The sequence below is a fragment of the Marinovum sp. E3 genome (assembly GCF_055755275.1).
Genome location: NZ_CM146908.1, coordinates 3,420,610 through 3,436,275 on the forward strand (window position 1 = coordinate 3,420,610; position 15,666 = coordinate 3,436,275).

A 15,666-nucleotide genomic window follows, 5' to 3' on the forward strand; every position below is an offset into this window, starting at 1 on the left:
TTATTGGCGAACCGCCGGTGTCTCGACCGAGAGGCCGTTGCCGCGCGAGGCGACATAGAGCTCCAGCGCGCGGAACTCGTCGGAGCCCTCGGCAAAGGTCTCGGCGCGGGTGTCGCGGATGCAGCCGCGGAAGCGGTTGTGCTTGGAGATCAGCTTGGCCTGCTTCAGACGATAGGTCGGAAAGCCGTTGATCTGGCCCTGGCTGAGGTGATCGGCGCGGATGTAGTTGCCGTTGTTGTCCTCATGGCAGGAGGCACAGGACAGCTCGAGCTGGCCATAGCGGGTGTAATACATCTCCTTGCCCTGCTCCCAGTAATCCTGGGCCGGGCCGTCGATGGCCACGTTCATCGGCATGCCGCGCGACTGATGCGCGATGGCGGCGATCATGCCCTGCATCTCGGCGCCCGACCATTTCCACGGTTCGGCTTCCATGCGCTCGGTGCGGCAGGTGTTGACCAGATCTTCCATCACCACCAGTTCGCCGGCCTCGTTGACCTTGGGCATTTCTGCGGTGAGCCCGGCAAAACTCTCGATGTCCTCGTGACAGGAGGCACAGCTCTTGCCGGCGGCGCCTTCGACCACCTCGAACTGATCCAGCGCCTGATCGACAAAGATCATGCCGGGGTTGTCGAAATCGTCGAGCTCCAGCGCCTGGGTCTCGTTGGTGCGGTAGTGCCAGCCCGAGATCACCTTGTCGCCCAGCGCACCGTCCAGATGGGCGGGGGCGTCGGCCTTGGAGACCATCTCGACGTCGCCGTTGATGACCAGCGCGTCATCGTCAGGACCGCCGGCAAAGGCCGGTGCCGCGGCCAACAATGCTGCGGCAGTGAGTGCGGTAAATTTCATATCTTCCCTCCCTAAGCTGTCCTGCCCCGTTTTCGGGGTCAGATGGCGCGCCCGCCCCGGTCCATCCGGAGCAGGCAGGGGCCTCAGCCGACCGCGATTTCCTTGGCTTCCTCATAGACCGAGCCGTCATCGTCATACCAGGTGAACTTGAATTCACCCGATTCAGGCACCGTGGCCTGAAACTGAAAGTACGGGTTGGTCGAGATCGCCGGTTCCAGCGTGACATCGATCACGTTCTCGCCGTTGAAATCACAAGTGAACCGATTGATGATCGAGCGCGGGATGGTGTTGCCGTCCTTGTCCTTGCGCTGGCCGGATTCCATCGTGTGGCTGATCAGGGTCTTGATCGTGATCGCTTCGCCGGCCTGGGCCTTCTTGGGCACCTTGACGCGGGGTTTCACACCTTTTGCCATTGTTCTGTCTCCTTGTTAGCCGCCGCAGCCGCCGATGGTGACCTTGACGGTCTTCGAGGCGCGGACAAAGCTGCCGTCGGCCATCTGTGCGACGGCAATCACGTCCTGGGTTCCGGCAAGGCGAATCCGCGTGGCGGCCTCCTGCGCGGCGGCCAGCGGGCCGAAGTTGAACGTCGCGACCGGCGGCGCCGGGTTGCCGGCGGCAAAGACCGCGATGGCGGTGGCGCCGGGGGCCGAAACCTCGATCGGGACTGTGTTGCCGTTCTCGGCGATCTCGGGCGCGGTCAGCTCGAGCCCGCCCTCACCGGTTTCGGCTCCGCCGGTGAAATCATTGATAAGATCGTCCACCGACGCAAAGGCGCGGAACGGCAGGACGGTCAGAAGCGCGGCACCGGCACCGAGAGCCAGCGTTTCGCGTCGCGTGAAATCCATCATTTGTCTCCTTGTCTCGTCTGACGGGCGGTCACTCGTCTTTCAACGTCATCAAGAACGCCACCACGTCTTCGATCTCCTGCGCCGTCAGCAGCGGCGGCAGCGGCTCTTCGCCCGCCTTGCCGGTAAAGCCGTTGCCGGGACGGATGAAACCGCTGGTCTTGTAGAATGCCGGCATCACCGTGCCGTCATAAGTCATCTTGGCATTGGCGACGATGCCGCGCAGCTCGGCCTCTTCCCAGCGCGAACCGACGCCATCGAGGATCGGACCGACCTCGCCATGGAACGGCGCATCCTTGAGCTCGGTCACCTCGTGGCACGAGATGCAATTGCCCTTGGATTTGGTCTTCATGATCATCGCGCCGCTTTCCGGGTCGCCCGGTGCGCCCGACAGCGAAGTCGCAATGGCGCCGTAATCGTCGTAGGTCACATCCTGCGGGGCCACTTCTGCCGCGAGCGCGGCCTGCGCGCCCAGCGAGGCAACCGCCAGTGCTAGTGTCGTGAGCCTCATATTCCCTCCCTAAGTCGCTACCTTGTAATTTTTTGTATCAGGTTGCTTTGCGTACCGTAGTCCACTGCGGCAGCCGGACGCAACAACAAATTCATGAGTTTGAATTAGTTGATTTGAATCAATCGGTGCTGCCATCGTCGCGTTCCTGGATCATCCGCGCGTGGTATCGCTGAAAATCCTCGCCGTTATCAAGCAGATACCTCTTTTCCGCAACCCAAGTGAACATGTCGAGCGTGGTGCCAGCGCCAAAGGCCCCGGGCATCACCGCCACCGCCACCTGCGGCGCGGTTGCATCCTGCGCCACCTCTTCCGGCAGGAACATCACCGTCGGGGTAAAGAGAATCCCCCATTTGCGCGCCATGTCCTTTTCGCTCAGCGTCTCGCCGTCGAAATCGGTCACCTCGATGTCGCCATGCAGGTTGAGCTGCACCACGAAGTAATTGTCCTTGATCATGCGGGCGATCTCGGGGCGCGGAAACACTTCCTTGTGCATCTTGTCGCAATAGACGCAGCCGCGCTGCTCGAAGATCAGCGCCAGCCGCTTGCCTTCGGCATTGGCCTCTTCCAGATCCTCGCGCAGGTCCTTGAACGTGTCGCGCATCCAGTCCGTCTTGTACAGCCCGTCGTCGCCCAGTTCTGCCGCCCAGAGCGGCAGCGCCAGCAGCAGCGCCGCGAGGCTTGTGATCCAACGTGTCATGTCGTCCTCCCCCTTGAAGGTCGTGGTCAACCGATCTGCATGAAGACCGGAAAGGTCTCGAGCATCCATTGACCGATGTAGTTCATCGTATCGGTGGCAATCAGCACGCCAAAGACGATCAACAGCGCGCCCATCGCCTTTTCGATCTTGGGCAGGTGGCGGCGAAACCGCGCCATCCAGCGCATGAACGGCCCGATGAACATCGCCGCCAGAATAAACGGCAAGGTCATCCCGAGGCCATAGACAAACAGCAGCGCCGCGCCGGTTCCGGCGGTCTCCTGCCCCGCCGCGGTGAACAGGATCGCCGCCAGCACCGGGCCGACGCAGGGCGTCCAGCCAAAGGCAAAGGCGAGCCCGATCACATAAGCGCCGACCAGGCTCATGTTCGAGGTCGCGCCGGTGTCGGCGCGGAACTGGCGATAGAGCAACCCGATGCGGATCACGCCCAGGAAATGCAGCCCCATGACGAGGATCACCGCCGCCGCCAGCCAGCGCAGGATGTCGAAATAGTCGCGCAGCATCTGGCCAAAGACCGTGGCCGAGGCCCCGAGCGCCACAAAGACCGTGATCACGCCGAGCGCGAAACAGCTTGCCGCCAGCACGGCGCGCAGCCGCACCGCGCCCGAGATCTCGGCGCTGGCGGTCACCTGGTTCATCCCGACCCCGGCGAGGTAGCTGAGATAGAACGGCACGATCGGCAGGACGCAGGGTGACAGGAATGACAGCAATCCGGCCAGAAGAGCGCCTGCGAAAGTGACATCGAACATCGTAGGCCCGTCCCGCTTGTAAAATTCACATATTCAGATTAGGTAGTATATCAGGTTCGGATCAAATGAAATCAATTCGCATGCTGAAGATTGTCCCGCTTCTGCTGTCGGCGCTGATGCTGCTGGCCACGGCTGCCCGTGCCGAAATGGCGCTTGTGATGGTCGAGGAACCCGGCTGCGTCTGGTGCGCCAAGTGGAACAAGGAAGTCGGACCGGTCTATCCCAAGACCGACGAGGGCGCCCAGGCGCCCCTGCGGCGGATCGACATCCGCGACCGCCCGCCGGACGACATGCAGTTCGCCCGCGACCTGCATTTCACGCCGACCTTCGTGCTGATGGTCGACGGCGTCGAGAGCGGGCGCATCGAAGGTTATCCGGGCGAGGATTTCTTCTGGGGCCTGCTCGGCAGGCTGATCGATACCGCCAGGACGCAAGAGGCAGCAGGATGACCGACGCGATGAACACCACCCTTGGCGCGGCAAAGGCATCGCCGCTTCCGGCGTTCGACGAGAATACCTGCGAGGAAGACATCGAGCGGATGATGGAAAACGCCACCAACGCCGCCAATTTCCTCAAGGCGCTGGGCCACGAGGGGCGGCTAATGATCCTCTGTCATCTGGCCACCGGCGAAAAATCGGTGACCGAGCTGGAGGATCTGCTCTCGGCGCGCCAGGCGGCGGTGTCGCAACAGCTTTCGCGGCTGCGGCTCGAAGGCATGGTCAAGCCACGGCGCGATGGCAAGGCGATCTATTATTCGCTGGCCGACGACCGGCCGCGCCAGATCATGGAAATCGTCTACGACATGTTCTGCCGGCCGGACACGGAAGACCGCTAGGCCCGCGCCAGGCAGGCCCCGGCGGCCGGGATCTCGGGGAGGGAGGACCGATGCTGGACACCATGGGCGACGCCACCGCCGTGGCGCTTGTCGGACTGCTGAGCGGCCTGATGCTGGGCCTCGCGGCGCGGCTCGGGCGGTTCTGCACCCTCGGTGCGATCGAGGATTATTTCTATTCCAGCAGCGACCTGCGCCTGCGGATGTGGGGCATCGCCATCGGCAGCGCCGTGACCGGCAGCTTCGTGCTGATCGCGCTGGGCTGGCTCGACCCCGCCGCCCCGATCTACCTTGCCACCGCCTGGTCGCCTGTCGCTTCGGTGCTGGGCGGACTGGTCTTTGGCTATGGCATGGCCATCAGCGGCAATTGCGGCTTTGGCGCGCTTGCCCGCCTCGGCGGCGGCGACCTGCGGTCCTTCGTGATCGTGCTGGTCACCGGCATCTCGGCCTATGTGGTGCTGTCGGGGCCGCTGGCCGCGCTGCGCATCACGGTCTTTCCGGTGGTCGAGACCGATCCGCAGGCGCTGCCCGGCCTGGCCCATGCGCTGGCCCGGCTGACCGGCCTGCCGGTGGCGCTGCCGGGGCTGGCCATCGGGCTGGCGATCCTCGCCTTTGTCGCCGCGCCGGCGCGGGTGCGCCGCTCTCGCGAAACGCTGATCTGGGGCGCGGTGGTCGGGCTGGCGATCGTCAGCGCCTGGGCCGGCACCTCCTGGGTTGCGCGCCATGGCTGGGACGATATCGCAGTCTCGTCACATACCTTTTCCAAACCGCTCGGCGACACCCTTCTCTATGCCATGCTGTCGTCGGGGGTGGCGCTGAATTTCGGCACCGGCTCGGTGCTTGGGGTGCTGGCCGGGGCCTTCCTCGGGTCGATGATCAAAGGCCAGTTCCGCTGGGAGGCCTGCGACGACCCGCGCGAATTGCGCCGCCAGATCGGCGGTGCGGCGCTGATGGGGCTGGGGGCGGTGGTGGCCACCGGGTGCAGCGTCGGACAGGGCCTCTCGGCCATGTCCCTGCTGGCCTGGAGCGCGCCGGTGACGCTGGCCTCGATCCTCGCCGGCGGCTACATCGGGCTGCGTCAGCTGATGCTGGGGTTTGCCCCGGCCGAATGACCGGGGCACGCCCGGGCCGTCAGGCCCGGGGGGTATCCTCGCCGACGATCTCGGCGTCATCCGCCATCTTTCCCGCCGCCGGCGGCGTGTTATCCTCGGCCAGCTTCTCGGCCATGGTCTGATCGTCCTCGGCGCCTTCGGCCGAGACGTCGCCCGTGCCCGGACCGTTGTGCATTGCCTCCCCGGCAATCACGCTGTCCTGCGTCGCCATGTCCCGGCCGGAATGATCCTCGATCGCACCGACGATCAGCGGCAGCATGGCGCTGTCGGCGCTGGACGAGGCAGCCTCGGCCGGCGGCGTCTTCCAGCTCAGCGTGTCGAGCGCGCCGCAATTGGTGCAGGTCGCCGACCATTCGCTCTGGATGTTCGAGCAATTGTCGCAGACCCAATGCGGCCCGCGCGGCGCATTCAGCGCCCGGGCCAGCCAGCCCTTGACCACCGCATCCGAGGCGCCTTCGCCGCGTTCGATGGCGGCCATGATGGTCAGCGTGCGGGTGTCGGGACCGGTCTCGGCCAGATCGCCCAGCGCCCGGCGGGCACCGGGGAAATCCTCGTCCGCGATATGCAGCTCGGCCAAGAGCAGCTTGGTCTCGCGATGCTCCGGCGCCAGCCGGGTCAGATGCTGAAAGCGCTTGATCCGGGCTGCCGGCGTCTCGTCGGGCTCGATGGCGGCAAAGGTGGCGGCCAGATCGGGATGCGGCTGCGCCTCCCAGGCCTTCTTGATCACCCGCGTGGCGTATTTCGGCTTGCCCTGCTCGATATAGCTGCGCGCCGCCATCACCGCCGCCGGGATCAGCTCGGGCGAGAGCCGGTTGGCCTCGATCGCGGTTTCGCGCTGTTCGATGGTCCGGCCATCGGCGGCCACCTCGCGCGCCTCCGACAGCGCCAGAACGGCCTCGCGCCGGCGGTGCACGTCGCGCGGCAGGTTGCCGGATTTCAACTTGGCGTTCAGCGTCTTGCGCGCCCCGGCCCAATCGCCGTGATCGGCCTGAAGCTTGAGCAGGATATCCTGCGTCTCTTCATGCTTGGGCTTGATCGCAAAGGCCCGCTCGGCCAGCTTCAGCGCGGTATCGGTGTCGCCATCGGCCAGCCGCTGCTTCATCACGCCGCGCACGCCGACGAAACGGGTTTTCTCGTTGGCCACCAGCTTCTTGTAGACCGCCTCGGCCTTGCCGCGGTCGCCGGCCATCTCGGCGGCCTGAGCGGTCAGCAGGTTGGTCAGCTCGGGCTTGTTGAGATAGCGGTCGGCCTTGGCGGCCTTGGCCATCGCCAGCTTGCCCTCGCCCGAGGCCAGCGCCATCAGCCCGTCGCTCAGCGCCTGAAAGCCCTTGCGCTCGCGGTTGCGGTCGAAATAGCGCGAGATCGCGGTTTCATCGCCATTGACGAAGCGCAGCAGCGCCACGAGGAAGGACACCACCTTGAGCAACACCCAGAGCGCCACCAGCAGCGCCATCAGGGCAAGCACGGCCTGCAAGGCGGTAAAGGTGAATTCCTGACCGTTGAAGGTGACGCGCAGCCCCGCGCCATCATATTCCAGAAGCCAGCCGGCGCCCCAGGCAAGCGCCAGAACCACGGCGACAAAGACGAGGATTTTCAGAAGTGACCAAAGCATGAATTCGTCCTTATCCCTGGTTCAGGCGTGCCGCGATGGCGTTGGCTTCGTCCAGCGCCGACATCCGGGTTTCGGCATCCGCCACCCATTGGGCCAATGGCTCTTTCGCCGCATCCGGCAGAGCCGTTATTTCATCAAGTGCGACACGCAAGTTGCCGCTGCGCACCGCCGCTTCGGCGCGTGACAGAATGGCGTCGGTGTCGACGCCGTCACGCGGCTCGACCGAACGCACCTCGAACATCTTTTCCAGCACGCCGCCGATGCCGCCGTCGACGTCATCCGTTCCGGCCGCGCGCGCGGCGCGCAGCGCGGCGCGCGCGTCATCGGGGAAGCGTTCGCGCAGCGCCGCCTGGGTCACCACCCCGTCGGAGGCCGCCGCCTCAAGCGCCGTCATCGGCGCGTCCACGTTCTCGGCCAGCGTCGCCAGCGGCTCGGCAAAGGGATCGCCGGCCTCGAGCGCGGTCAGCACCTGGGTCAGCGCCGTGCGCGCGGCGGAAATCCGCGCCTCTTCCAGCGCGCGTTCCTCCATCTGGGTGGCTTCGGCCGCGATCTGCTCGATCTCGGCCTTTTCGGCGGCAATCGTCTCTTCGATCGCCAGGCGCTGCTCTTCCATCGAGCCGCGCAGCCGCTCCAGCTCGGCTTCATAGGCCGCAATCGCCTCGCGCGAGACGGTATCGGCAATCGGCCGTTTCGCCAGCGTCGTCAGGCGTTCGTCAATCGCCGCGATCTCCTCGCGCAGCGCCTCGACACCGGTCAGCCGTTCGTTCTGCGCCCCCAGCTCGCTTTCGGTGACGCCCAACGCCTCTTGCGTGGTGGCGAGGTCAGCGGCAAGCGTGTCGATCCGCACGGTTACATCGGCGGCCATGCCGGTGATCTGCTCCGACACGTCGTCCAGCCGCGCGGTCTGCGCCTCGAGCGCGGCGCGGGTCTCGGTTTCGAAGCTGTCATCCTGCCCCAGGAAATAGGCGGCACCATAGCCCAGCCCGGCGGCAACGATGCCGCCCAGCACCATCGGCACAAAGCCCCCCCGACGCTCGATCACCTTTTCAGTAACCGGCGGCGCAACCGGCGCCGCCGCCTGCGGCGGCTCGGCATCGTCAAAGACCTCGGGCTCGGGCTCATTGCCGGCATCCGCTCCGGCCTCGTCGGCGGCCATCTCGGCCTGCACCGGATCTGGGGCGGCCAGCGGATCGGCGTCTTCGACACCGCCTTCGGGCGGCTCCGCGCTGTCGCCGGCGGCTGGCGTATCCGCGCCCGACGTCAGCGTGTCGGCCTCATCGGCGGCCAGCGTATCGGCCTCATCGGCGGGAAAGGAGTCATCGCCGCCGGAAATCATGTCGCCCTCATCGACGGGATAGGTATCGTCGCCGGTGGTAATCGTGTCGGCCGCACCTTCCGGGGGGGTCTCGGGGCCCGCAGCCTCATCGGCGGTATCCGAGACCTCCGGCGCATCTGTCCGGTCGTCGGCCGCCGTCTTGTCTTCGGTTTCTTCCGGTTTCGGCTCTTTCGAATTTGACACCAAGGATCACCCTTTCCGAATCTTACTGCTGCGGCGCAATATCATTACCTTATGGCACCCTCGAGGGCCCCTCAAGCGGACTTCCCCCACCAATGACCCCGGCCACGGCTGCGCATATCGCCGCACGATCGGGCCGCGCGGCGATCACCAGCCGCTCTGGTTTCAGGGGCGCTGCACAGCTGGCCACCGCCGGGCTGAGCGCCACGACCCAGAGCGGCGCCCGCGCCCGGGCCTGCCGCACGACGATCTCGGCGCTTCGCGGGGAAAACAGCGGCAGGATCACCGGCTTCTCTGCGTCAAGTAGCGCACGCGCCTCGCGAGTAAAGTCACAGGCCTGCTGATCATAAACGATCGTTTCGCGCGCGTTCATTCCCATCGCGGTGAGCCGCGCCGCCACATCGCCGCGCGCATGCCGGCCGCGCAGGTGCAGCATGCCACCCTCGGGCCGCAACCCGGCCAGATGCGCGACAAGCTGATCGGCGGTTTCGCCCACCATTTCGGCGACATACCCGGCCGCCTGCGCCGCCTGCGTGGTCTTGCACCCGACGCAGAAGGCGCGCAGCCCGGGCGGCAGCTTGCCGGCGCGTACGCCATTTGCCGAGGTAAAGATCACCGCCGTCACCCCGGCCAGATCCGGCACCGCCCCCGTGGCCACGATCCGCAGCACCGGCGAAATCACCACGGTGCCGGGCGTGACGCTCCGGCGCAGATCGGCCAGAAAGCTCTCGGCATCGACGCGGGGCCGGGTCAGCAGCAGCGCGGGCGGGTGTTGGGCGGGATTGTTTGCCATCATGGCAAGTGTTACCTGCGCCCTGTTCCCTCCGCAACGAACCGGCGCGTCAGATGACCCAATCGCTCACCCTTCTCGGCCTTGAAAGCAGCTGCGACGACACCGCCGCCGCCGTGGTGTGCGGCGCCCCCGGCGCGGCCCAGGTCCTTGCCTCGGTGGTCGAGGGTCAGACCGGGCTGCACAAGGAGTTTGGCGGCGTGGTGCCGGAAATCGCCGCCCGTGCCCATGCCGAGCGGCTCGATGTCTGCGTCAAGGAGGCGCTGGCCCGGGCCGGGCTGGGCTTTGACGCGCTCGACGGCATCGCGGTGACCGCCGGGCCGGGGTTGATCGGCGGCGTCGTCTCGGGCGTGATGTGCGCCAAGGGACTTGCGGCGGGCACCGGCCTGCCGCTGATCGGCGTGAACCATCTGGCCGGCCATGCGCTGACCCCGCGGCTGACCGACGGCGCGGCCTTCCCCTACCTGATGCTGCTGGTGTCCGGCGGCCATTGCCAGTTCCTGATCGCCCGCGGCCCCGAAGAGTTCACCCGCCTCGGCGGCACCATCGACGACGCCCCCGGCGAAGCCTTCGACAAGACCGCGCGGCTTCTCGGGCTGGCCCAGCCCGGGGGCCCCTCGGTCGAGGCCGAGGCGGAACAGGGCGCGGCCCGGCGCTTTGCCTTTCCGCGCCCGCTGCTCGACCGGCCGGGTTGCGACATGTCGTTTTCGGGGCTGAAGACCGCCTTGCTGCGCACCCGCGACGGGGTGATCGCCGACAAGGGCGGGCTGACCCGACAGGACCGGGCCGACATGTGTGCCGGGTTTCAGGCCGCCGTGGTGGATGTGCTGGCGGAAAAGACCCGCCGCGCGCTTGCGGCCTATCTCGCCGAGTCGCCGGCGCAGCCGATGCTGGCCGTTGCCGGTGGCGTCGCCGCGAACCAGCCGATCCGCGCGGCGCTGCAAGCGGTCTGCGCCGAGGCGGGCGCGGGCTTTACCGCGCCGCCGCTGGCGCTTTGCACCGACAATGCGGCGATGATCGCCTATGCCGGGCTGGAACGCATGGCGCTGGGCAAGGTTGACGACATGACCCTCGCGGCCCGCCCCCGCTGGCCGCTGGACAAAAGCGCCGCGCCAATGCTGGGCAGCGGCAAAAAAGGAGCCAAGGCATGAGTATCGGCGTGATCGGAGCCGGCGCTTTCGGCACCTCGCTGGCCATCTCGCTGGCCGCCGCCGGCCGGGACGTGGTGCTCTGGGGGCGCGATGCCGCCGCCATGGCCGAGATGCAATCCGCGCGCGAAAACGCCCGGCGCCTGCCCGGCGCGGGCTTTCCCGAGCGCCTGACGGCCACCGGCGATTTTGCCGAGACCACCGCGCCCGACACCGTGCTGCTCTCGGTGCCGATGCAACAGCTCGAGACGTTGCTCACCGACAATGCCGGGACGCTGGCGCAAAAGACTCTGGTGGCCTGCTGCAAGGGGTTTTCCCTGCGCACCGGCGAAGGCCCGGTCAGCCTGATCAGCCGCATCCTGCCGCAGGCACAGGCGGCGATCCTGACCGGACCGAGCTTTGCCGCCGATATTGCCCGGGGGTTGCCCACCGCGCTGACGCTGGCCTGCGGCGACAAGGAATGCGGCCGGAGATTGCAGGAACAGCTCTCGACCCGCAACCTGCGGCTCTATCGCACCACCGATGTCACCGGCGCCGAACTGGGCGGCGGGCTGAAGAACGTGATCGCCATCGCCAGCGGCGTGGTGATCGGCGCCGGGCTGGGCGAGTCGGCCCGTGCCGCGCTGATGACCCGCGGTTTTGCCGAGATGACCCGCATCGCCCAGGCGCTTGGCGCCCGGTCGGAAACCCTGGCAGGCCTCTCGGGCTTTGGCGACCTGACGCTGACCTGCACCTCGACCCAGTCGCGCAACTACCGCTTCGGCCAGGCATTGGGCCGCAACGAGGAGTTTGCCGCCGGCACCACCGTCGAAGGCGCCGCCACCGCCCGCGCCATGCTCGGGGTTGCCGAGCGCCACGGGGTCGAAATGCCGATCACCCGTGCCGTCACCGCAATCATCGCCGGCGAGCTTGACGTCGGCGCAGCGATGGACCAGCTTCTCGCCCGACCCCTGAAGGAAGAGTGACATGCTGATAGCCCTGATCGCCCGCGACAAAGCCGGTGCCCTGCAAACCCGCAAGGACAACCGCGACGCCCATCTCGCCTATATCGAAGAGACCGGGGTGGTGTTTCAGGCCGGGCCGCTGATCGAAAACGACGGCATGATCGGCTCGCTGGTGATCCTCGATGTCGAGAACATGGAAGCGGCAGAGAGCTGGGCGGCGAATGACCCGTATGCCAAGGCCGCACTGTTCGACAAGGTCGAGCTGATCGAATGGAAGAAGGTCGTCGGCTGATGCGCTATTGGCTGTTCAAATCCGAGCCCTCTACATGGTCCTGGGCGGATCAACTCGCCAAGGGCGCGGCGGGCGAGGAATGGGACGGCGTGCGCAACTACCAGGCCCGCAATTTCATGCGCGAGATGGCCGTGGGCGACCGCGGCTTTTTCTACCACTCGCAAAAGGCCCGCGAGATCGTCGGCATCGTCGAGGTCTGCGCCGCGGCGCATCCCGACAGCACGACAGACGACGACCGCTGGGACTGCGTCGATATCCGCGCGGTGGAGCCGCTGCCGCAGCCGGTGACACTCGACACGATCAAATCCGATCCGGCGCTGTCGGACATGGTGCTGGTCAAGAACTCCCGCCTGTCGGTGCAGCCCGTCAGCGAAGCGGAATGGCGGCATATCTGTGGCCTCGGCGGGCTCTGATCGCGGTTAAGGGCAACAAAACAATTGAAATTGTAAGGAAACCGGTGATCCTGCGGTAAGGTTAATTTCGCCTGAATTCTCGGGCGTGCTTGCAGGGAGCGACTCACATGGATTTTCTCAGCGTCCTCATCGCCGCCGCCGTCGGTTTCGGCCTTGGCGCGGTCTGGTACATGGTGATGGCCGAGCCTTGGATGGCCGCCGCCGGCATCAAGCGCGGGGCGGATGGCAAGCCCGAGGGCGGGCAATCGCCGGCGATCTTCGCGATCACCTTTGTCATGCTGCTGCTGGTCGCCGGAATGATGCGCCACACCTTCGCGCTCTCCGGCGTCGATACCCTGGGCAAGGGCTTTTTGTCCGGCCTGGGCATCGGCTTGTTCTTTATCAGCCCCTGGATCGTCATCAACAATCTCTATGGCGGCCGGCCGTTCAAATTGTCGCTGATCGACGGCGGCTATGCAACTTCGGCCTGCGCGCTGATGGGGCTGGTGCTGGTGCTGCTTTGAAACGACCGGGCGGCAGACGGCAAAAGGGCCCTGACTTCGATCAAGTCAGAGCCCTCTCCTCTCACCCCGGACGCTCCCACACATCCTTCGTGATCTGAATTTCGGCTCCAACCTTTCTGGTCGGGATGAAACTTTAATAGCTTAACGCCGCCCCCGATCCAAATCTTAAGAAGTTAGGGTTTTCCCTAAATCGCGGATAGCTTCATCCCGCTTGGTAAAAATGGAGTAAATGTTCTCCGTCCATCCGCCAGGCGGGTCAACAAAACAAGGGCATCCGGCGCGGCCTTGCCCTTTCGCCACCAAGCCCCGGCATTGCCGGTCTTTTCTCGACAACCGGAAATGAAAAAGGCGCTTCCTTGCGAAACGCCTCTCCGAATATTCGTCAAATCGGTTTGGCTCAACCGTAGACCGATTCCTTGCCAAAGTGCTTTGTCAGGAGATAATAGACCACCGCGCGGTATTTGTTGCGCTCGGAGCGGCCATAGGTCTCGATCACCGAAGTGATTGCATCCATCAGCTCCGGCCCGTCGCCAAGACCCAGCTTCTTGACCAGGAAATTGTCTTTGACGGTCTGCAATTCCTCGGGCTGCGTGCCCGCGACCGTCGATGCATCGGCGTTGTAGATCGCCGGGCCGCATCCGATGGTCACTTTGCGCAACAGATCCATATCCGGCTCGGTCCCGCATTTCGTCCGAAGATCATCCGCATATTGCGCAATAAGATCGTCGCGTTTTCCCATGAGTGTCTCCCCTTTTTGTCCCGTACATCCGGGCTCTGGCTTGGCCCCGCGCAGCATCAGACACTCAAAGCGGTCTGGCAACGGTTAATATGGGTGGGGATTTCCCCCTTCGGGGAGCGCGTGGCACAGATGCCGCAGCGGGCCGCCCGATGGCGGCAGAAGGGCGCGCTCCCCCGGGGTCCGAGGGAGCGCGCTGTGGCTCAATAGCGGTAATGTTCCGGCTTGAACGGGCCTTCCGGCGTCACGCCGATATAGGCCGCCTGCTCGGGCGCCAGCTCGGTCAGCTTGGCACCGATCTTGTCGAGGTGCAGCTTGGCCACCTTCTCGTCCAGATGCTTGGGCAGGATGTAGACTTGGTTGTCGTACTCATCGCCCTTGGTCCAGAGCTCGATCTGCGCCAGCACCTGGTTGGTGAAGGACGCCGACATCACGAAGGACGGGTGACCGGTGGCATTGCCGAGGTTCAGCAGACGCCCCTCGGAAAGCAGGATGATCTTGTTGCCCGAGGGCATTTCGATCATGTCGACCTGTTCCTTGATGTTGGTCCACTTGTGGTTCTTCAGGCTCGCCACCTGAATCTCGTTGTCGAAGTGGCCGATGTTGCCGACGATGGCCATGTTCTTCATCTCGCGCATGTGCTCGATGCGGATCACGTCCTTGTTGCCGGTGGTGGTGATGAAGATATCCGCCGTGGCGATCTCATCTTCCAGAAGCGTCACTTCAAAGCCATCCATCGCCGCCTGCAACGCGCAGATCGGATCGACCTCGGTCACCTTCACCCGGGCGCCGGCCCCGCGCAGAGACGCGGCCGAGCCCTTGCCCACGTCGCCATAGCCGCAGACCACGGCGACCTTGCCGGCCATCATGGTGTCGGTGGCGCGGCGGATGCCGTCGACCAGCGATTCCTTGCAGCCGTACTTGTTGTCGAACTTCGACTTGGTGACAGAGTCATTGACGTTGATCGCCGGGAAGGGCAGCTGGCCCTTCTTGTGCAGATCATAAAGCCGGTGCACGCCAGTGGTGGTCTCTTCAGAAACGCCCTTGATCGCGTCGCGGGTCTTGGTGAACCAGCCGGGGCTTTCCTTCATGCGCTTTTGGATCTGCGCCTTGATCACCTCTTCCTCTTCCGAGCCCGGCACCGCGAGGATATCCTCGCCGGCCTCGGCCCGCGCGCCCAGGAGTACATAGAGCGTGGCGTCACCACCATCGTCGAGGATCATGTTGGCGCCTTCGGGGAAGGCGAAGGACTTGTCGAGATAGTCCCAGTGCTCTTCGAGCGACTGGCCCTTGACGGCAAAGACCGGCACGCCGGCCTTGGCGATGGCCGCGGCGGCATGGTCCTGGGTCGAGAAGATGTTGCAAGAGGCCCAGCGCACATCGGCGCCCAGGTCCACCAGGGTCTCGATCAGCACGGCGGTCTGGATCGTCATGTGCAGCGAGCCGACGATGCGGGCGCCTTTCAGCGGCTTGGCCGCACCATATTCTTCGCGCAGGGCCATCAGCCCGGGCATTTCGGTCTCGGCGATATCCAGCTCTTTGCGACCGTAGTCGGCGAGCGAAATATCTCGTACCTTGAAGTCACTGGTCATATCTGCGGTCCTTGCGGTAATAGCGTCGGACGGCAAATAGCACCGGTGCCCTCTCTGGGCAAGGTGAGGGGTGTCAGCCAGAAACGCCGGCCGGGACGGCTGCGCTGTCGTGCCAGTTCTGACCAGCGGCCAGCACGCAAGAAATGCCATCGGGGCGGGTCATGATGATGGTAAAAGTGCCGGAATCGGCCGAGCGCCAGACTTCGATCAGACGCTGCTCGGTCTGCAAGCCGCCGCCGGCGAGCGTTTCCGAGAACTTGCTGTTCAGCGAATCGACCAGATTGTCACGCGGCATACAGGTCGATTGCGCCACGGCAGGCGGGCCGAGGGCGACGGCGCCAAAGACCAGCGAGGCGGTGAAAAGACGTTTGAACATGGGGCTTCTCCTTGGTCGGGGCCTCATGCAAGCCGGCACGCAGGCCCGGGGTTCTCTGGTATACAAATGCGCACTCCGGCCCTTTGGTTCCATTAACACCGGGTGACGATCTCGTGCTCGGCCGTGGGTTTGGA

20 protein-coding genes are annotated in these 15,666 nt (G+C 65.3%); 8 read left to right on the forward strand and 12 right to left on the reverse strand.

From position 1 onward, the window contains the following. From soxA to AC0J5K_RS16700, 6 genes are all read right to left on the reverse strand, one after another. Complete coding sequence (soxA, locus tag AC0J5K_RS16675) at positions 1–846, reverse strand: sulfur oxidation c-type cytochrome SoxA (protein WP_274561790.1); 846 nt, start codon at positions 844–846, stop codon at positions 1–3. Between the two features lie 83 nt (positions 847–929). Then, positions 930–1,259, reverse strand: coding sequence for a thiosulfate oxidation carrier complex protein SoxZ (gene soxZ, locus AC0J5K_RS16680; RefSeq protein WP_048533471.1), 330 nt, complete (start codon positions 1,257–1,259; stop codon positions 930–932). Positions 1,260–1,274: 15 nt separating this feature from the next. Continuing rightward, positions 1,275–1,691 carry a thiosulfate oxidation carrier protein SoxY gene (gene soxY, locus AC0J5K_RS16685; RefSeq protein ID WP_048533472.1) on the reverse strand — a complete coding sequence of 139 codons (417 nt, stop codon included), beginning with the start codon at positions 1,689–1,691 and terminating at the stop codon, positions 1,275–1,277. A 31-nt stretch (positions 1,692–1,722) separates the two neighbouring features. Further along, positions 1,723–2,202, reverse strand: a complete 480-nt coding sequence (gene soxX, locus AC0J5K_RS16690; RefSeq protein ID WP_274561791.1) for a sulfur oxidation c-type cytochrome SoxX — start codon at positions 2,200–2,202, stop codon at positions 1,723–1,725. Positions 2,203–2,320: 118 nt separating this feature from the next. Continuing rightward, positions 2,321–2,899: a thioredoxin family protein gene (locus AC0J5K_RS16695; protein ID WP_048534060.1), complete on the reverse strand. Its 579-nt coding sequence runs from the start codon at positions 2,897–2,899 to the stop codon at positions 2,321–2,323. A gap of 26 nt (positions 2,900–2,925) precedes the next feature. Continuing rightward, the gene (locus AC0J5K_RS16700; protein WP_274561793.1) at positions 2,926–3,666 is read right to left on the reverse strand and encodes a cytochrome c biogenesis CcdA family protein; all 741 of its coding nucleotides are present in this window, start codon (positions 3,664–3,666) and stop codon (positions 2,926–2,928) included. Positions 3,667–3,746: 80 nt separating this feature from the next. Here AC0J5K_RS16700 and AC0J5K_RS16705 point away from each other — a divergent pair, with 80 nt between their 5' ends. Genes AC0J5K_RS16705 through AC0J5K_RS16715 form a run of 3 tightly spaced genes read left to right on the forward strand, consistent with a single transcriptional unit; the run spans position 3,747 to position 5,610 of the window. Then, positions 3,747–4,115, forward strand: a complete 369-nt coding sequence (locus AC0J5K_RS16705; protein WP_170850633.1) for a thioredoxin domain-containing protein — start codon at positions 3,747–3,749, stop codon at positions 4,113–4,115. After that, on the forward strand, positions 4,112–4,501 hold the full coding sequence (locus tag AC0J5K_RS16710; RefSeq protein WP_371398825.1) for an ArsR/SmtB family transcription factor: 390 nt from the start codon (positions 4,112–4,114) through the stop codon (positions 4,499–4,501). The genes AC0J5K_RS16705 and AC0J5K_RS16710 overlap by 4 nt, the downstream gene beginning before the upstream one ends. 50 nt (positions 4,502–4,551) lie before the next feature. Next, positions 4,552–5,610, forward strand: a complete 1,059-nt coding sequence (locus tag AC0J5K_RS16715) for a YeeE/YedE family protein (RefSeq protein ID WP_274561796.1) — start codon at positions 4,552–4,554, stop codon at positions 5,608–5,610. Between the two features lie 19 nt (positions 5,611–5,629). Here AC0J5K_RS16715 and AC0J5K_RS16720 read toward each other — a convergent pair whose 3' ends face one another. Genes AC0J5K_RS16720 through AC0J5K_RS16730 form a run of 3 tightly spaced genes read right to left on the reverse strand, consistent with a single transcriptional unit; the run spans position 5,630 to position 9,531 of the window. Beyond that, on the reverse strand, positions 5,630–7,222 hold the full coding sequence (locus tag AC0J5K_RS16720; protein ID WP_274561798.1) for a heme biosynthesis protein HemY: 1,593 nt from the start codon (positions 7,220–7,222) through the stop codon (positions 5,630–5,632). Between the two features lie 10 nt (positions 7,223–7,232). Continuing rightward, positions 7,233–8,741, reverse strand: a complete 1,509-nt coding sequence (locus AC0J5K_RS16725; RefSeq protein ID WP_274561800.1) for a hypothetical protein — start codon at positions 8,739–8,741, stop codon at positions 7,233–7,235. A 49-nt stretch (positions 8,742–8,790) separates the two neighbouring features. After that, complete coding sequence (locus AC0J5K_RS16730) at positions 8,791–9,531, reverse strand: uroporphyrinogen-III synthase (protein ID WP_274561802.1); 741 nt, start codon at positions 9,529–9,531, stop codon at positions 8,791–8,793. Between the two features lie 53 nt (positions 9,532–9,584). On the opposite strand from AC0J5K_RS16730, the gene tsaD reads away from it, so the two are divergent. From tsaD to AC0J5K_RS16755, 5 genes are all read left to right on the forward strand, one after another. Continuing rightward, complete coding sequence (gene tsaD, locus AC0J5K_RS16735) at positions 9,585–10,679, forward strand: tRNA (adenosine(37)-N6)-threonylcarbamoyltransferase complex transferase subunit TsaD (protein WP_274561804.1); 1,095 nt, start codon at positions 9,585–9,587, stop codon at positions 10,677–10,679. After that, positions 10,676–11,641 (forward strand): NAD(P)H-dependent glycerol-3-phosphate dehydrogenase, encoded by a 966-nt coding sequence (locus AC0J5K_RS16740; protein WP_274561806.1) that lies wholly within the window; start codon positions 10,676–10,678, stop codon positions 11,639–11,641. Before tsaD ends, AC0J5K_RS16740 begins: the two co-directional genes overlap by 4 nt. A gap of 1 nt (position 11,642) precedes the next feature. Continuing rightward, positions 11,643–11,912, forward strand: coding sequence for a YciI family protein (locus AC0J5K_RS16745; RefSeq protein ID WP_048533481.1), 270 nt, complete (start codon positions 11,643–11,645; stop codon positions 11,910–11,912). After that, a complete protein-coding gene (locus AC0J5K_RS16750; RefSeq protein WP_274562184.1) occupies positions 11,912–12,325 on the forward strand; it encodes an EVE domain-containing protein in 414 nt (137 codons plus the stop codon). The genes AC0J5K_RS16745 and AC0J5K_RS16750 overlap by 1 nt, the downstream gene beginning before the upstream one ends. Positions 12,326–12,432: 107 nt before the next feature. Then, complete coding sequence (locus AC0J5K_RS16755; RefSeq protein WP_274561809.1) at positions 12,433–12,828, forward strand: DUF1761 domain-containing protein; 396 nt, start codon at positions 12,433–12,435, stop codon at positions 12,826–12,828. Positions 12,829–13,225: 397 nt separating this feature from the next. Here the strand turns inward: AC0J5K_RS16755 and AC0J5K_RS16760 are convergent, their stop codons facing one another. The 3 genes from AC0J5K_RS16760 to AC0J5K_RS16770 all read right to left on the reverse strand — a co-directional run bounded on the left by AC0J5K_RS16760 (position 13,226) and on the right by AC0J5K_RS16770 (position 15,532). Then, entirely contained in the window at positions 13,226–13,567 is a 342-nt protein-coding gene (locus tag AC0J5K_RS16760) for a DUF2853 family protein (RefSeq protein ID WP_048533484.1), read from the reverse strand. Positions 13,568–13,767: 200 nt separating this feature from the next. After that, a complete protein-coding gene (ahcY, locus tag AC0J5K_RS16765; RefSeq protein WP_274561814.1) occupies positions 13,768–15,156 on the reverse strand; it encodes an adenosylhomocysteinase in 1,389 nt (462 codons plus the stop codon). Between the two features lie 73 nt (positions 15,157–15,229). Then, positions 15,230–15,532, reverse strand: a complete 303-nt coding sequence (locus AC0J5K_RS16770) for a hypothetical protein (RefSeq protein WP_274561816.1) — start codon at positions 15,530–15,532, stop codon at positions 15,230–15,232. Positions 15,533–15,666 lie beyond the last annotated feature (134 nt).

Coding starts and splice junctions, on each gene's coding strand:
- soxA (WP_274561790.1), bottom strand. CDS start 846: ATGAAATTTACCGCACTCACTGCCGCAGCATTGTTGGCCGCGGCACCG.
- soxZ (WP_048533471.1), bottom strand. CDS start 1,259: ATGGCAAAAGGTGTGAAACCCCGCGTCAAGGTGCCCAAGAAGGCCCAG.
- soxY (WP_048533472.1), bottom strand. CDS start 1,691: ATGGATTTCACGCGACGCGAAACGCTGGCTCTCGGTGCCGGTGCCGCG.
- soxX (WP_274561791.1), bottom strand. CDS start 2,202: ATGAGGCTCACGACACTAGCACTGGCGGTTGCCTCGCTGGGCGCGCAG.
- AC0J5K_RS16695 (WP_048534060.1), bottom strand. CDS start 2,899: ATGACACGTTGGATCACAAGCCTCGCGGCGCTGCTGCTGGCGCTGCCG.
- AC0J5K_RS16700 (WP_274561793.1), bottom strand. CDS start 3,666: ATGTTCGATGTCACTTTCGCAGGCGCTCTTCTGGCCGGATTGCTGTCA.
- AC0J5K_RS16705 (WP_170850633.1), top strand. CDS start 3,747: ATGCTGAAGATTGTCCCGCTTCTGCTGTCGGCGCTGATGCTGCTGGCC.
- AC0J5K_RS16710 (WP_371398825.1), top strand. CDS start 4,112: ATGACCGACGCGATGAACACCACCCTTGGCGCGGCAAAGGCATCGCCG.
- AC0J5K_RS16715 (WP_274561796.1), top strand. CDS start 4,552: ATGCTGGACACCATGGGCGACGCCACCGCCGTGGCGCTTGTCGGACTG.
- AC0J5K_RS16720 (WP_274561798.1), bottom strand. CDS start 7,222: ATGCTTTGGTCACTTCTGAAAATCCTCGTCTTTGTCGCCGTGGTTCTG.
- AC0J5K_RS16730 (WP_274561802.1), bottom strand. CDS start 9,531: ATGGCAAACAATCCCGCCCAACACCCGCCCGCGCTGCTGCTGACCCGG.
- tsaD (WP_274561804.1), top strand. CDS start 9,585: ATGACCCAATCGCTCACCCTTCTCGGCCTTGAAAGCAGCTGCGACGAC.
- AC0J5K_RS16740 (WP_274561806.1), top strand. CDS start 10,676: ATGAGTATCGGCGTGATCGGAGCCGGCGCTTTCGGCACCTCGCTGGCC.
- AC0J5K_RS16745 (WP_048533481.1), top strand. CDS start 11,643: ATGCTGATAGCCCTGATCGCCCGCGACAAAGCCGGTGCCCTGCAAACC.
- AC0J5K_RS16750 (WP_274562184.1), top strand. CDS start 11,912: ATGCGCTATTGGCTGTTCAAATCCGAGCCCTCTACATGGTCCTGGGCG.
- AC0J5K_RS16755 (WP_274561809.1), top strand. CDS start 12,433: ATGGATTTTCTCAGCGTCCTCATCGCCGCCGCCGTCGGTTTCGGCCTT.
- AC0J5K_RS16760 (WP_048533484.1), bottom strand. CDS start 13,567: ATGGGAAAACGCGACGATCTTATTGCGCAATATGCGGATGATCTTCGG.
- ahcY (WP_274561814.1), bottom strand. CDS start 15,156: ATGACCAGTGACTTCAAGGTACGAGATATTTCGCTCGCCGACTACGGT.
- AC0J5K_RS16770 (WP_274561816.1), bottom strand. CDS start 15,532: ATGTTCAAACGTCTTTTCACCGCCTCGCTGGTCTTTGGCGCCGTCGCC.